Origin of the sequence: Rossellomorea sp. NPDC071047 (assembly GCF_050270195.1) — a bacterium.
GTDB lineage: Bacteria > Bacillota > Bacilli > Bacillales > Bacillaceae_B > Rossellomorea.
Map to the genome: position 1 here is coordinate 617,869 of NZ_JBNNJT010000002.1, position 14,463 is coordinate 632,331.

Annotated in this window: 15 protein-coding genes; 13 read left to right on the top strand and 2 right to left on the bottom strand. The window is 42.3% G+C overall.

Going from position 1 to position 14,463, the window contains the following annotated elements:
• Nucleotides 1–66 precede the first annotated feature (66 nt).
• The 4 genes from ACQKFO_RS11005 (at nt 67) to ACQKFO_RS11020 (ending at nt 3,169) form a co-directional block, all read left to right on the top strand.
• Complete coding sequence (locus ACQKFO_RS11005) at nt 67–1,098, top strand: fatty acid desaturase (RefSeq protein ID WP_427598673.1); 1,032 nt, start codon at nt 67–69, stop codon at nt 1,096–1,098.
• A 79-nt stretch (nt 1,099–1,177) separates the two neighbouring features.
• Nucleotides 1,178–1,669 (top strand): response regulator, encoded by a 492-nt coding sequence (locus tag ACQKFO_RS11010; protein WP_427598675.1) that lies wholly within the window; start codon nt 1,178–1,180, stop codon nt 1,667–1,669.
• A 194-nt stretch (nt 1,670–1,863) separates the two neighbouring features.
• Nucleotides 1,864–2,664 (top strand): AraC family transcriptional regulator, encoded by an 801-nt coding sequence (locus ACQKFO_RS11015; protein WP_427598676.1) that lies wholly within the window; start codon nt 1,864–1,866, stop codon nt 2,662–2,664.
• Between the two features lie 88 nt (nt 2,665–2,752).
• Entirely contained in the window at nt 2,753–3,169 is a 417-nt protein-coding gene (locus tag ACQKFO_RS11020) for a DUF1761 domain-containing protein (protein ID WP_427598678.1), read from the top strand.
• Between the two features lie 61 nt (nt 3,170–3,230).
• Here the strand turns inward: ACQKFO_RS11020 and rluF are convergent, their stop codons facing one another.
• Nucleotides 3,231–3,938, bottom strand: a complete 708-nt coding sequence (gene rluF, locus ACQKFO_RS11025; RefSeq protein ID WP_148994458.1) for a 23S rRNA pseudouridine(2604) synthase RluF — start codon at nt 3,936–3,938, stop codon at nt 3,231–3,233.
• A gap of 189 nt (nt 3,939–4,127) precedes the next feature.
• On the opposite strand from rluF, the gene ACQKFO_RS11030 reads away from it, so the two are divergent.
• From ACQKFO_RS11030 to ACQKFO_RS11040, 3 genes are all read left to right on the top strand, one after another.
• Nucleotides 4,128–4,901: a MerR family transcriptional regulator gene (locus ACQKFO_RS11030; protein ID WP_427598679.1), complete on the top strand. Its 774-nt coding sequence runs from the start codon at nt 4,128–4,130 to the stop codon at nt 4,899–4,901.
• Nucleotides 4,902–4,986: 85 nt separating this feature from the next.
• Nucleotides 4,987–5,136 (top strand): DUF3934 family protein, encoded by a 150-nt coding sequence (locus ACQKFO_RS11035; RefSeq protein ID WP_082051258.1) that lies wholly within the window; start codon nt 4,987–4,989, stop codon nt 5,134–5,136.
• Between the two features lie 249 nt (nt 5,137–5,385).
• Nucleotides 5,386–5,586 (top strand): cold-shock protein, encoded by a 201-nt coding sequence (locus ACQKFO_RS11040; RefSeq protein ID WP_060671790.1) that lies wholly within the window; start codon nt 5,386–5,388, stop codon nt 5,584–5,586.
• A 95-nt stretch (nt 5,587–5,681) separates the two neighbouring features.
• On the opposite strand, the gene ACQKFO_RS11045 is transcribed toward ACQKFO_RS11040, so the two are convergent.
• Complete coding sequence (locus ACQKFO_RS11045) at nt 5,682–5,894, bottom strand: hypothetical protein (protein ID WP_427598680.1); 213 nt, start codon at nt 5,892–5,894, stop codon at nt 5,682–5,684.
• Nucleotides 5,895–6,201: 307 nt separating this feature from the next.
• On the opposite strand from ACQKFO_RS11045, the gene ACQKFO_RS11050 reads away from it, so the two are divergent.
• The 6 genes from ACQKFO_RS11050 (at nt 6,202) to ACQKFO_RS11075 (ending at nt 14,373) form a co-directional block, all read left to right on the top strand.
• A complete protein-coding gene (locus tag ACQKFO_RS11050; RefSeq protein WP_064094055.1) occupies nt 6,202–6,402 on the top strand; it encodes a cold-shock protein in 201 nt (66 codons plus the stop codon).
• Between the two features lie 435 nt (nt 6,403–6,837).
• On the top strand, nt 6,838–8,283 hold the full coding sequence (locus tag ACQKFO_RS11055) for a DEAD/DEAH box helicase (protein ID WP_427598681.1): 1,446 nt from the start codon (nt 6,838–6,840) through the stop codon (nt 8,281–8,283).
• Nucleotides 8,284–8,411: 128 nt separating this feature from the next.
• Nucleotides 8,412–9,278 (top strand): AraC family transcriptional regulator, encoded by an 867-nt coding sequence (locus ACQKFO_RS11060; RefSeq protein WP_427598682.1) that lies wholly within the window; start codon nt 8,412–8,414, stop codon nt 9,276–9,278.
• A gap of 511 nt (nt 9,279–9,789) precedes the next feature.
• The gene (locus ACQKFO_RS11065; protein ID WP_427598684.1) at nt 9,790–10,806 is read left to right on the top strand and encodes a LacI family DNA-binding transcriptional regulator; all 1,017 of its coding nucleotides are present in this window, start codon (nt 9,790–9,792) and stop codon (nt 10,804–10,806) included.
• 151 nt (nt 10,807–10,957) lie between these two features.
• Nucleotides 10,958–13,066 (top strand): glycogen debranching N-terminal domain-containing protein, encoded by a 2,109-nt coding sequence (locus ACQKFO_RS11070; RefSeq protein ID WP_427598685.1) that lies wholly within the window; start codon nt 10,958–10,960, stop codon nt 13,064–13,066.
• A 56-nt stretch (nt 13,067–13,122) separates the two neighbouring features.
• Nucleotides 13,123–14,373, top strand: coding sequence for an ABC transporter substrate-binding protein (locus ACQKFO_RS11075; protein WP_427598687.1), 1,251 nt, complete (start codon nt 13,123–13,125; stop codon nt 14,371–14,373).
• The last annotated feature ends 90 nt before the right edge of the window (nt 14,374–14,463 follow it).

The following is a 14,463-nucleotide window of genomic DNA, read 5'->3' on the forward strand; positions in this document are numbered from 1 at the left end:
CTACTAACACGATGATATCGCTTATCCTATAATGAATCCAACGCCTTAAATGAAGGGAATTATGACATGACAAATATAAAAACGTTGAAAAAAGAAGTTGCTCCTTATGAAAAGTCAACAACAAAGGAAAGTGTATGGCAGATCATCAACACGCTGGGGCCATTCTTTCTATTATGGTTTCTTGCGTATCAAAGTCTTTCAGTATCTTACTGGCTGGCACTCGTTCCAATCGTGATCGCTGCAGGGTTCCTGACAAGAATCTTCATTATCTTTCATGATTGTACCCATTTCTCTTTTTTTAAAAGCCGTCGTGTAAACCGAATCGTCGGAACAGTTATGGGTGTGTTGACGCTATTCCCGTTCGATCAGTGGGGACATGATCATGCTGTCCATCACGCGACAAGCGGAAACCTGGATAAGCGTGGAACAGGTGACATCTGGACGCTGACGATTGATGAATATTTAGCAGCACCTCTTAAGATTCGTTTAGCGTATCGCTTTTACCGCAATCCGTTCGTTATGTTTGTATTAGGACCGATTTATGTATTCCTTTTGAAAAATAGATTTAACCGTAAAAATGCACGTAAGAAAGAACGTAACAACACGTATTTAGTGAACGTGATCATTGTGTCCCTTATCGCACTTCTATGTGTAACACTGGGCTGGCAGGAATTCCTCCTTGTACAAGGATCTATCTTTATGGTTTCAGGATCGATCGGTATTTGGTTGTTTTACGTTCAGCATACGTTTGAAGACTCGTATTTCGAAGAAGACAAAGAATGGCAATATGTGCTGGCGGCTGTTGAAGGAAGCTCATTCTATAAGCTTCCAAAAATCATGCAGTTCCTGACAGGTAACATCGGTTACCACCATATTCACCATCTAAGTCCAAGAGTACCGAACTACAAACTCGAAGAAGCACATAAAAACTCAGAGCCATTACAAAAAGTACCAACAATCTCACTTCTGACAAGCTTAAAATCATTGCGATTCAAGCTTTGGGATGAAGAAAACAAAACGTTTGTAAGCTTTAGAGGCATTAAGTCCCTGGATAAGTCAAAATCAAGAATTTCAACTGGAGCCAAACCTGAATTATAATCCTGACCGACTCTCCTTATGAACGCTTCATATAAGGGGAGTCTTTACTTGATAAGGCCTTTAAAAGGAGTGAACCTACATGATTCGAATCGTCATTGCAGAGGATCAGGAATTATTGCGTGGAACCCTGACCTCCATCCTCAACCTGGAAGAAGACATGGAAGTAGTCGGCCAGGTAAAGGATGGGCAAGAAGCACTCGCCCTTGTCCACCAATTAAAACCAGACCTCTTTATCATGGATATTGAAATGCTTGAGAGGGACGGACCTCTGGAAGCTGTGAAGACAGTGGGATGTCATCTGCTTGTTTTGACGACATTTCCGAAAAAGGGGTATTTAGAGCGGGCTCAACAATTCGATGCAGGCGGGTACTTATTAAAGGACAGTCCAAGTGAAGATTTGACTGCCTCGATTCGCTGTATAGTGGAAGGGACGCGGGTCTATTCTCCGAAATTAATCGAAGAGGTTGAGGAGGCCAAGGAGTCTGGTTCATTCCACATTTCCCACCCGCCTGGCCAGGTGAAGAACTATTTTACAATGATCATGAATAAGATGAAGTCACCGGCAGGGTGAATTTAAGGGGTCTGCCTCCCATGCGGTTTACGCAGTGGGGGCAGACCCCTTTTTCAATTTACATGCTTGAGTTAAATCACAACTTTTGAAATAATTGGTGTGAGCAATAGGGTTCTCTTAGTTAAGAAAAGGAGAGCCATACGTTTCTACTAAAGCAAGAGGTAATCCTGTACATAAAAGGTGAGATCTGTGTTATGAACTTTGAGGTTAGAAAGCCTGATAAGAATTTGAGACCGTGGATTGAATGCTACTGGAATGTAGAGTTGCACACGGGGACGGAAGACAAGACTGAATTAATCCTGCCCAACGGAAAGATTGAAATGATTTTTGCACTTGAAGGAAACTATAAAGTGATGAATCGGAGAACCAGCAGCGTAAATCAATCTTGGTTGTCGGGGTGTCACTATGAACCTTTAGTAATCAATTACCGGGGGAAATCAAACTTAATTGGCATACGTTTTTATCCACACGGGATTTTTCCTTTTTTAGAAATCCCCATCGGTGAAACGGTCAACCAGGTAGATCCCCTCCATTCCATTTGGGGAGTTTTTCAGGAGGAAATGTATGAGGCCCTATACATGGTAAAAGAAAACGCAGAGATTTATCCCCTTTTAGATCAGTTTTTGATTAGAAAAATATCTGAAAAGAAAACAAGACAATATAAAGTCATCACTTGTATCGTAAATCAACTGAAAGTGAACCCTAATCAATCGATTCCGACACTGGCAGATTCCTTAGGTTTTACTCAAAGACATCTTACGAGGATCTTTCATGATCACACAGGTGTGAATCCGAAGCTGCTGGCTCAAGTATATAGGTTTGAAAAAGCCTATTCGTCTCTCAATTCCCATTCTCATAACGATGTGGCAGGTTTGATTTCTCAGCTGGGGTATTATGATCAGTCTCACTTCAATAAAGAATTCAAACGGTTTTCCGGAATGTCTCCTGGAGAATATAAGAGAAGGGCATCCGGATCTGATAATTTTCTTTCATAAAAACATGTCCATTTTTTACAATACATTTCCTCGTCATGTACCTATAATGGATGAAGGATATACATAGTGTGCAGGAAGGAAGAGGAAAATGAATATGATAGCTCAATCAGCTGAATCGATTAATTACTTAGCGGTATTTGTAGCAGCACTATCTTCTTTTGTAATAGGGGGTTTATGGTATTCCCTCCTATTCGGAAAAGCTTGGATGGTGGAAAACAATTTTGATGAAGAAGACCTAAAGAATGGTCACATGGGGAAAATCTTCGGTGGTGCATTTATCCTCTCACTTATAATTTCGATTGTATTGGTACTGTTTCTAGGTCAGGACAGAAACGGGATGATCGGGGCTTCTGCAGGGTTCACGGCAGGGCTTTTCTGGGTGGCGACCGCGATGGGTATCACCTATTTATTTGAAAGGAAATCAATTAAACTTTTCTTCATAAATGCCGGGTATCATGTTGTGACCTTTACGTTGATGGGGTTCATCTTAGGGGTATGGAGATAGGTTTACACAGGTAAAAAAACGGGGGCACCATACGTTTCGTATGGTGCCCCCGTCCGAATGATTACCATTCCTTCGGTTCGTAATCCAAATCTTGAAACAGTCGCGTTTTCTCTTTCTTAGAAAGGTCGCGCCATTGTCCCACAGGGAGATTCCCCAGTTGAATATTCATTATGCGCGTGCGCTGCAATCTGTAGACCTCATATCCAAGGGCTTCACACATGCGGCGGATCTGTCGGTTCAATCCTTGGGTCAACGTGATTTGGAACACGTATTTTGACACCTGCTCCACTTTACAAGGCAGGGTTTTCGTTCCAAGAATCTTAACGCCCTCTGACATCTGCTTTAAGAAATCCTCTGAAATCGGGCGGTCAACAGTGACGATATATTCTTTCTCGTGTTGATTTTCCGCACGAAGGATTTCATTGACGATGTCCCCGTCGTTCGTCAGAAGAATCAAGCCATCTGAATCTTTGTCCAGTCGTCCGATATTGAAAATTCGCAGGGGATGATTGACGAGATCCACAATATTCCCTTTGACGCCCTTTTCAGTTGTACTCGTAATCCCAACAGGTTTGTTTAATGCAATATACACATTATTTCTTGCTACCCTGACAGGGGCTCCGCTAACCTTCACATCGTCCCCGGGATTCACTTGATCACCAATCTTCGCAATCTTCCCGTTGATGGTCACTCTTCCTTCAGTGATCAATTTATCTGCACCGCGCCTCGATGCCTTTCCAGCTTCACTGATATATTTATTTATTCGCATATTCAACACAACCTTACACTCATAATGACTATACTAAGAATATCGGACTGGCACTATATTTTCAAGGAGTTCCCTAATGAGATCCCTCTCAGATATGCAAAACCAACAGATACACAATTTTTTCAAAAAAACCCCTTTACATTCACGCAGCGTCAACCTGTAAAGTAAGAATTGTCAGGAGGTGACACCATGGAATATACCGTCAAGAAACTTGGAGAGATTGCTGGGGTGAGCACGAGGACCCTGCGCTATTATGATGAAATTGAGCTTCTGAAGCCGGCCAGAACCAATTCGTCAGGATACCGGATATACGGGCAAAAGGAAGTCGATCGCCTGCAGCAGATCCTCTTTTACAAAGAACTTGGTGTAGGACTGGACGAGATCAAGGATATTCTTGATGATCCTGCCTTTGACGCAACAAATGCTTTGATGGAACACCGAGGAAGACTATTGGCTAGACGCGCGCAGCTTGATCAATTGATTGCAAATGTAGATAAAACATTACGTGTAAAGGAAGGGAGAATCACTATGTCGGATAAAGAAAAGTTTGAAGGGTTCAAGGAGAAAATGGTGGAAGAAAATGAGAAAAAGTACGGAAAAGAAGTGCGGGGAAAATACGGCGATAAGGCAGTGGACGAATCCAACGCCAGAGTCATGAACATGTCTCAGGAAGACCATGAAAAGGTCACTGCACTTGAGCAGGAAATTAAACAAACCTTAGAGGAAGCATTTCAGACCGGTAATCCCGCAAGCGATGCTGCCCAGAAAGCGGCTGACCTCCATAGGCAGTGGATCTCGTTCTACTGGGGGCATTACAGTAAAGAAGCACATGCGGGCCTTGCTCAGATGTACGTGGATGATGATCGGTTCAAGGCTTATTATGACGCTGAACAAGACGGTATAGCCGAGTTCTTGCGGGATGCGATTCACATCTATACAGGACAGAAAAAAGAAGTGGAATAAACAAGAAGTACTCTCATCCGCCAATAAGTGTTATGATATGGAGATGAACGTGAAAGAACGAACCTTACCATAACGGAGTGAAAAAATGAGTAAACCAAAGAAAAAGAGCGGAACGGGCCAAGGCACTGGAAAGAAAGGCTGGAATCGCTGGCAGGCCGGAGCGAATAAGAAGAAGAGCAACAAGCCTTATACAAGTAAAGGCGTGAAGCACGGGAGTAAGCAGGAAGATAAGTAGTCATATGTAAGTCCATTTCCTTTCGGGGAAGTGGACTTTTTTATAGGAAGTATAAGCATTCCATAAGTGAGTCTTAAACAAACTTATAAAAAGCATTTGCTATTTTTACGATTTCCTGTTACTCTAAGAAAGAATTATTTTTGTTCGGTCTGTAAGGAATGAAAGTATTTAAACTTTTCGCCTTTGATATCTAATTGAGCAATAATAGTAATAAACCGTGGATTCGATTCCACACAGGAGGAAACACACATGCAAGAAGGTACAGTAAAATGGTTTAACGCAGAAAAAGGTTTCGGTTTCATCGAAATCGAAGGAGGAGAAGATGTATTCGTACATTTCTCAGCTATCCAAGGCGAAGGATTTAAATCTTTAGACGAAGGTCAAAAAGTTACATTTGACACTGAGCAAGGTCAACGTGGACTTCAAGCGACTAACGTAAACAAAGCGTAATAGCTTTTGATGAAGGACTCTCTCGCAGAGTCCTTTTTTATTTGTCAAAAAAAAAGGAGGTGCCTGTCGAACAAGTAGCAGACAGCCCTCCACAATTATGTTAACGCATACTTGATGATTCCTTGAATGTATACAGATGTTTCATTCTGAGCACATTCCCTGATTTTGATTTTTCCTTCTTTCTCTAACTCATTGGCCAGATTTTCAATGGTTTGCGCTTCTTCTTTTGACGTTATAGGAATGTCAATTGAAAAGAAGTTTCCGCGGCTGGCTTGATTTAAACTTTTTAATAATCCAATTTTATTCATTGAGTCATCCCCTTTATCTTTTACTTTCGACACAAGGATGGTTATTTCCTTTACTGATGGAGAGTTTTCAAAGCTATTTTAAAATGAGCCTCCTGAGTTAAAGGTGAAAGAGGGGCGGGAGGATCATTGGTTTGTGGAGGATATCGGAATAGATTTGCTTTTTCTCAGGTTATCTGTTATTCTAAGAAAGAATTATTTTTGTTCGGTCTGTAAGGAAAGAAAGTATTTAAACTTTTCGCCTTTGATATCTAATTGAGCAACGATAGTAATAAATCGTGGATTCAAGTCCACACAGGAGGAAACAATTATGCAACAAGGTACAGTAAAATGGTTTAACGCAGAAAAAGGTTTCGGTTTCATCGAAATCGAAGGTGGAGAAGATGTATTCGTACATTTCTCAGCTATCCAAGGCGAAGGATTTAAATCTTTAGACGAAGGTCAAAAAGTTACATTTGACACTGAGCAAGGTCAACGTGGACTTCAAGCGACTAACGTAAACAAAGCGTAATAGCTTTTGATGAAGGGACTCTCTCGGAGGGTCCTTTTTTTATTGGTGGGGAATCGATTTAAGTGTGGATTATTTGGGATGGAGCTGAACGAGCCGCCTCCGCTTTTGTGTCGTCCAGCTCCGGCGGCTAGAGGCTCGAGGTCATAAGTCAAACCGGCCAAAAAGGCAAAGAGCGCCTTTCCGGCCAATTCATCTTATGCTTGTCGGGGCTGGGCGAGCCGCCTGCGCTTTAGATATAAAAAGGGACCGACAGCGTTCGTCGGTCCCGGAGACAACATGTTACAAGTTAAAAATGGTTAGGTAAAGCATAACACACTATTGGTGGAATACCTAAAGATATTTGAAAAGAATTTGCAGGGGGTATTTTTCCATTGAATAGAATGGACACTTTCCTATGAGAATAAGAATAAATGAAGGAATAAATGAGGTATTGAAATGAGTATAAAACAATTTAAGGATTATAAGCTTAGTGATGATATTGTAAGGGCTCTATCCGATTTAGGCTATCAGTCTCCAACCGAGGTTCAGTCGAAGGTGCTGCCACTCGCTATAGAGAAGAAGGATCTTGTGGTGCGTTCCCAAACAGGAAGCGGTAAGACAGCCTCTTTCGGGATTCCGATTTGTGAGTTGGTAGAATGGGAGGAAAATAAGCCTCAGGCACTTGTGCTGACGCCAACCCGTGAACTCGCGGTTCAAGTGAAAGAAGACATCACGAACATCGGACGTTATAAACGAATCAAAGCGGCTGCAGTGTACGGTAAATCTCCTTTTCACCGACAAAAGCTTGAACTAAAGCAGAAAAATCATGTCGTAGTCGGCACTCCCGGTCGTGTCCTCGATCATATTGAAAAAGGAACATTCCCACTGGAAAAGCTTGCGTATCTTGTGATCGACGAAGCCGATGAGATGCTGAACATGGGGTTTATCGAACAGGTGGAAGCGATTATTCAGAAGTTGCCAACAGACCGGGTAACGTTGACTTTCTCTGCTACATTGCCTGAGGATGTGGAAGCACTCGGCCATAAATATATGAAGAAACCTGTTCATATTGAGATCAAGGCAACGGGCATCACGACAGATAAAATCGATCACTCCTTGATTGAAGTGAGAGAAGAAGAAAAGCTGACTCTTCTGAAAAAAGTCACAACCGTTGAGAATCCCGATAGCTGCATCATTTTTTGCCGTACAAAAGAAAACGTGGATACATTATGTGATGAGTTGGACCGATCAGGGTATCCCGTTGATAAAATTCATGGCGGTATGATTCAGGAAGCGCGCTTTGAAGTGATGGACGATTTTAAAAGAGGGGAATTCAGGTATCTTATCGCAACCGATGTGGCGGCGCGTGGAATTGATATCGAAAATATTACCCACGTCATCAATTATGATATCCCAATGGAGAAAGAAAGCTATGTTCACCGCACAGGAAGAACGGGCCGCGCTGGTTCTGCAGGAAAGGCGATCACCTTTTGCACACCATATGAAGAAAAATTCCTTGCCGAGATTGAAGACTATATCGGATTTGCGATTCCAAAGCTGCAGCCGCCGTCACAGGACACAGTTGCAAAAGCCAAGGCGGATTTTGAACGGAAATTAGACACGGAACCTGATTTTAAATCGGACAAGTCAGAGCAATTGAATAGAGACATCATGAAGCTCTACTTCAATGGTGGAAAGAAAAAGAAAATCAGAGCAGTCGATTTCGTCGGAACAATTGCGAAAATCGAAGGAGTGAGCGCCGATGACATTGGCATCATCACGATTCAGGAAAACCTTTCGTACGTGGAGATTTTGAATGGTAAAGGGCCACTGGTATTGCATGCGATGAAGAAAACCACGGTTAAGGGTAAGATGCTGAAGGTTCATGAAGCGAGAAAATAATTAAGTTGGTGGGCCTTCTCTAAAGAGGAGGCCACTTTTATAAAAATCAAATCCTGCAAATTGGTGCACGATAAGTCGGGTTGCTTTAATTCTATCTTGTTATTCTATTGAAGAAGGGGGTAGTGGAAATGGATTCATTGAAGAATATGAATGACGCTTTACGGTATATCGAAGAGAACTTGACTGAAGAAATCAATTTTGAAAAAGTGGCTCAGCGTGCGTATTGCTCGGAGTATCACTTTAAACGGATGTTTTCGTTCCTGGCGGGGATTCCCTTATCGGAATACATCAGGCGCCGCCGTTTGACCCTTGCAGCTCTTGAACTGCAAAACAACGATGTAAAGGTAATCGATATTGCCATAAAATATGGATATTCTTCACCCGATTCCTTTACGAGGGTGTTCCAAAAAATGCATGGCATCACTCCGTCACAAGTGAGCGGCCATTCACTCAAAGCATTTCCACCTATGACCTTCCAGTTATCCATCAGAGGAGGCAATGAAATGAATTATCGAATCGTAAAGAAAGAACCGTTTTCCATTGTAGGTATCATGAAACGGGTGTCAATCATCTTTAATGGGGTGAATCCTGAAATTGCAGACATGTGGCAAAGCTTGGACGAGGACATGATCAAGAGATTTAAGAGCATGTCAAATGTAGAACCACAAGGATTGATAAGTGCATCCGTCAATTTTTCTGAAGGCAGGATGGAGGAAAAGGGGGAGCTCGATCATTATATAGGGGCTGCAACAACAGAGGAGTGTCCAGATGGTTTATCGAAACTTGAAGTTCTCGATCTGACATGGGCTGTATTCGAAGCGGTCGGACCATTTCCGGACACTTTGCAACATGTGTGGGGGCGGATCTACTCTGAATGGTTCCCGTCTTCAAGCTACGAACAAGCAGAGGGACCGGAGATGTTGTGGAATGAGAGTAAGGATGTTGGGTCGGATGCGTTTAGAAGTGAAATATGGATACCGGTTAGGAAAAAGTAAGGGAAAAGCAGCGAATTCATTTGGATTCGCTGTTTTTTTAGAATGTAGGATTCATAAAGGGGGGGATTTTAGAAAAAGAATGGATGGATGGTTGAAAAGGTAAGGATTCTTAAAGGAATCAGTGATTTATCAGCGAAATTCAGATTATATCAGCGAAATCCTAAATTTATCAGCGAACCCAGACATTCAAAGATAGGCACATCCATGTCTTGTTGTCAGTGACCGGGTTCCGATTTGATCTGAGGTCAATATAACGGCGAAATTCTGATTATAACGGTGATATTTTCAATATAACGGCGAAATTCATGATTTAACGGCGAAATCCAAAATATAACGGCGAATGAAGCATTAAAGAGGAGCCAGTACCAAGGACCAACAAGCTATAAGTGGGACACGGTGTCTGTCCCCATGTCCCACCAAACAACGTTATAGAAAAATAATGTTGTAATCGTTTTCAAGCTGTTGTATTATTCAGTTAAAGGAAATCCGAAACGTTTTGGGAGATGTGCAAGTGACTACGATTAAAGATATTGCCAGAGTAGCAGGAGTATCAGTAACGACGGTATCAAGAGCGTTAAATGGATATTCAGATGTCAACGAAGACACGAGAAGGAAGATTGCAGAAGTTGCGAAGGAGTTAAATTATAGTCCGAATTCGATTGCCCGGAGTCTGGTCATGAAGAAGTCGAAAACGATTGGATTACTCGTTTCCGGATTTACGAAGGAAAGTGTGAAGGATAATTTCATCGTGGAAGTGCTGGCAGGCATTAATGAATTTGTTTCAGGTTCTGACTACGATCTTGTTTTATTCAATACCAATTCTTCGAAGCAGCGTGAGAAGACGTATACTCAACTTTGCAGAGAAAGAAGAGTGGACGGGGTCATTATCCAGGGGATTCGAACCGATGATCCATATTTACATGAAGTCGTCGAAAGTGATATTCCTTGCGTATTAATTGATATTCCCCTTGAGTCCGGGAATGTGAGTCATGTGACGACAGATAATGTTTTAGGAGCTGAAAAAGCCGTTCAACATTTACTGGATAATGGGCACAAGAACATCGGGATGATTAATGGACATGAGTTTGCGTTTGTTAGTCAGCAGCGTTTGGAAGGGTATAAAAACGCTTTGAAAGAAGCAAAGGTCGAACTCAATAGCAATTACATCGTCAATGGAAGGTTCACAGAAGAAAGTGGAAAGAAAGCGGCTGTCTCTTTGTTAACCTCACATCCTGAAATCACGGCATTATTTTGCGCAAGTGATTTAATGGCCATCGGAGCGATGAGTGCAGCGAAAGATTTGAAGTTACAGGTGCCGAAAAAACTTTCAATTGTCGGATATGATGATATTTTGTTAGCTTCATATGTTAGTCCCAAACTGACAACCATCCAACAAAATAAGTTTCAGCTGGGGTATGAAGGGGCAAGACTATTGCTGGATTTATTATCAAATCAGTCTAAGACCCATCGAATGGTGTTGGAGACAAAGTTAATCAAAAGAGAAAGTACGAATCATAGAAATGAATAAATGTTGGTTGAAAAGTAAAAGCCAACTTTTATTTATGCGATAATCCGAAACGTTTTGGAAGTCAAAGTTATTTTTTTGGATTTCTCCCAAAACGTTTCGGGAAACAGAGATATTCACAAAAAATTCGTTTTTGAAAGTAGGAGGAACCAATATGAACTACAGAGTGATTAAAGAAAACAACTTATTTCTTCTTACAGATGAGCAGGGAGATATCATTAAAGATCATAGTTATGGACTTGGTTTATACAAAAATGACACGAGATACCTAAGCAAGTTGAATGTGAAAATCAATAATGAAAAACCTATTCTATTACATTCGGATGGATCGGAGAACTATATGTCTACGATTCTATCGACGAACCCCCACCAAGAGAAGGATGGAAATCTTATTCTTTGGAGGGAATCAGTAGAAATTGAACGTAAGCGCTTTATTTATGACGATGTGTTATATGAAACGATTACGACGAAAAACTATTATCCAAAACCCGTATCGTTTGAGTTGAATGTGGAAGTCGATGTGGACTTTAACGATATGTTTATCGTACGTGGGTTCCAAACTGGAAACGTAGGAAAGAGAATAGGTCAGAAAGTTGGAGATCAATCCCTCACCTTCCGATATGAAGGAGCAGACGATATCAATCGTTCAACAAGGATTCAGTGGGATGCCAAAGCGAAAAACGTTGAGGAACACGGGGAGATCACTTTCCGTGTTGACCTTCAGCATGAGGAAGAACAGTCCACTACATTTATGATCGTTCCACTGGAAAATGTAGAACACAGAGATGATATTTTACCTGTCGAAGAGGCTCTTCAAAAATTAAAAGTTTCTTATAAAGAATGGTCCGCTCAGTTAACGAAGGTAGAAACGGATTACCAGCCACTTCAACGCCTGGTGGACAGAGGATTATCAGATCTTAGAGTGTTATTGACTGACACTGGATACGGAAAGTTTCCTGTAGCTGGCCTACCTTGGTTCGGGGTTCCATTCGGAAGAGACAGTCTGATTGCGGCCTTGCAAATGATTGCGTTTCAACCACAGGTTGCAAAAGGCACCCTGTTCACGATGGCCAGTGAGCAAGGGACGAAGGTGGATCCTTGGAGAGACGAACAGCCGGGCAAAATCATGCATGAAATACGTTACGGAGAGCTTGCGAATACGGACCAAATTCCGTTCACACCATATTACGGGACGATCGATGCCACACCGTTATTCCTTGTTCTTTTAACAGAGTATGTGAAATGGACTGGTGACTATGATACATTCCATAAGCTTGAAGACAATGTTAGTAGAGCGCTTGAGTGGATTGACCAATATGGAGATCGTGATGGAGATCTATTCGTTGAGTACCATCAGGAATCATCCAAGGGGATCGCCAACCAGGGATGGAAGGATTCCGGTGACTCCATCGTTCATCGAAACGGGGACTACGCTGATACACCGATTGCCTTAGTAGAGGTCCAAGGCTATGTGTACCAGGCGAAACGTGGATTGGCTGCTGTATATGAAGCACTAGAGAATAATGAAACGGCTTCTAGATTAATAACAGAAGCGAAAAACCTTCAAGAACGATTTGAACAGGAGTTTTGGATGGACGACCTGGAATTCTATGCCATCGCCCTAGACCAAAGCAAAGAAAAGGTCGGTACGATCACATCCAATCCAGGACATGTTTTATATTCGGAAATGATGTCAGGTGTTCGCGCTGAAAAGGTAAGTCAAACGTTAACAAATGACAAGATGTTTTCAGGATTTGGTATTCGTACCATGGGGAAAGGCGAGGCAGGCTATAACCCGATGAGCTATCACGATGGGAGCATCTGGCCCCATGATAACAGCATGACTCTGCTGGGGTTAAGTAAATTAGGATTTACTGAAGAATCGAAGAAGGTGATGAGTGGACTGATTGATGCATCCCGCCACTTCGAGTACGACCGCTTGCCTGAATTGTTCTGCGGGTATGAGTCTGCAATTGGGAAGGCTGTAAAGTATCCGGTCGCTTGTTCTCCACAGGCATGGGCAGCGGGGACACCACTCGTATTTATTCAATCATTACTGGGGTTGTTTCCAAACAGCTTAACGAAAGAAATACATCTCAATCCAATCTTACTTGATGAAATGAACATATTGACGGTTCAGGATATAACCATTGGTGATGGAGTGCTGTCTCTTGCCTTAACGCGAAAAGGAGACAAAGTAGAAACCACCATTTTAGAAAACTCAACAGGCTACGACATTGTGAAAGAAAAGCAGACGGTGTAAACACATCCAGGAATTACATTCCTATTTTATAAAAAATCAAAAAAGGGGTTATGAAAATGGCGAAGAAAAAATGGATGGCGAGTCTAGGTATTACGACGATGTTGGTGGGATCGGTTTTGGCTGGGTGCAGTGGATCAGATGAGAAGACGAGTTCAAATGGAGCAGATGGTGAGAAGGTAGAAATCACTTTAGCTGGGTGGGGAGGAAATCCATCTGAACAAAAGCTTTTGACTCAAACGATCGCTGACTTTGAAGAAAAACATCCTAATATTGATGTGAAGCATGAAGTCATTTCTGAGCAGTATATGGACGTATTGAAGACACGGTTGATCGGTGGGGAAGGTCCTGACGTTTTCTATTTGGACGCATTGGAAGCTCCTGCTCTGATTGAAACGGGTGTTGTGGAGCCGCTGGATGATTACGTGACGGAAGATTTCGATGTGAAGGATTTCGAGAAACCGATGCTTGAAGCGTTTCAGGTGGATGGAAAGACATATGGTTTTCCGAAAGACTACTCGACTCTAGCACTATTTTATAATAAGAAGATGTTTGAAGAAGCAGGTGTGGAAGTTCCGAAAACATGGGATGAACTTCGTGAAGTTTCAAAAGCCCTGACAAAAGATGGCGTTTATGGATTTGGAGTGGCTCCGGAACTCGCCCGCCTTTATCATATTGCTCAGGCAACAGGTGGGGAAGTCGTGAAGGATGATCAAGCGAACTTTGCTTCAGATAAAGTGGTCAATGCCCTTCAGCCTATCATCGACCAGCATAACGAAGACAAAACCTCTGCACAGGCCTCAGAAGTGGGAGCGAACTGGGGAGGGGAAATGTTCGGTCAAGGGAAAGCAGCCATGGTCATTGAAGGAAACTGGGCGATCCCGTTCCTGGCGGATACTTTCCCTGATGTAGAATATGGAACAGCTGAATTACCGATCATCAATGGAGAAAAAGCAACAATGGCCTACACGGTTGGTTATGTGATGAATGCGGCATCTGAGAAGAAGGAAGCTTCATGGGAGCTGATCTCGTATCTGACTGGTAAAGAAGGAATGGAAACATGGACATCTAAAGGATTTGCCCTTCCGACACGTAAGTCAGTAGCTGAAAAATTGGGTTATGACAAGGATGAATTACGCGGAGCACTGGTAGCCGGAGCACCATATGCAACGGTTTGGGCAGAAGGAAAGAACCTGCCGATCATCATGAATAACTTCAATAACCAATTTATCGCTGCATTCCTAGGTGACCGACCTCTGGATGAAGCACTGAAAGAAGCAGAAGAACAAGCGAATAGCGAAATTCAATAATCTTTTTAAAGGTACCTGGCACTCATGATTGTGTCAGGTACAGCTTTACCATTGGCTGTATTCTTTCTTTTGAGGTCTTGGACGCGGACC

Coding starts and splice junctions, on each gene's coding strand:
- ACQKFO_RS11005 (WP_427598673.1), top strand. CDS start 67: ATGACAAATATAAAAACGTTGAAAAAAGAAGTTGCTCCTTATGAAAAG.
- ACQKFO_RS11010 (WP_427598675.1), top strand. CDS start 1,178: ATGATTCGAATCGTCATTGCAGAGGATCAGGAATTATTGCGTGGAACC.
- ACQKFO_RS11015 (WP_427598676.1), top strand. CDS start 1,864: ATGAACTTTGAGGTTAGAAAGCCTGATAAGAATTTGAGACCGTGGATT.
- ACQKFO_RS11020 (WP_427598678.1), top strand. CDS start 2,753: ATGAATATGATAGCTCAATCAGCTGAATCGATTAATTACTTAGCGGTA.
- rluF (WP_148994458.1), bottom strand. CDS start 3,938: ATGCGAATAAATAAATATATCAGTGAAGCTGGAAAGGCATCGAGGCGC.
- ACQKFO_RS11030 (WP_427598679.1), top strand. CDS start 4,128: ATGGAATATACCGTCAAGAAACTTGGAGAGATTGCTGGGGTGAGCACG.
- ACQKFO_RS11035 (WP_082051258.1), top strand. CDS start 4,987: ATGAGTAAACCAAAGAAAAAGAGCGGAACGGGCCAAGGCACTGGAAAG.
- ACQKFO_RS11040 (WP_060671790.1), top strand. CDS start 5,386: ATGCAAGAAGGTACAGTAAAATGGTTTAACGCAGAAAAAGGTTTCGGT.
- ACQKFO_RS11045 (WP_427598680.1), bottom strand. CDS start 5,894: ATGAATAAAATTGGATTATTAAAAAGTTTAAATCAAGCCAGCCGCGGA.
- ACQKFO_RS11050 (WP_064094055.1), top strand. CDS start 6,202: ATGCAACAAGGTACAGTAAAATGGTTTAACGCAGAAAAAGGTTTCGGT.
- ACQKFO_RS11055 (WP_427598681.1), top strand. CDS start 6,838: ATGAGTATAAAACAATTTAAGGATTATAAGCTTAGTGATGATATTGTA.
- ACQKFO_RS11060 (WP_427598682.1), top strand. CDS start 8,412: ATGGATTCATTGAAGAATATGAATGACGCTTTACGGTATATCGAAGAG.
- ACQKFO_RS11070 (WP_427598685.1), top strand. CDS start 10,958: ATGAACTACAGAGTGATTAAAGAAAACAACTTATTTCTTCTTACAGAT.
- ACQKFO_RS11075 (WP_427598687.1), top strand. CDS start 13,123: ATGGCGAAGAAAAAATGGATGGCGAGTCTAGGTATTACGACGATGTTG.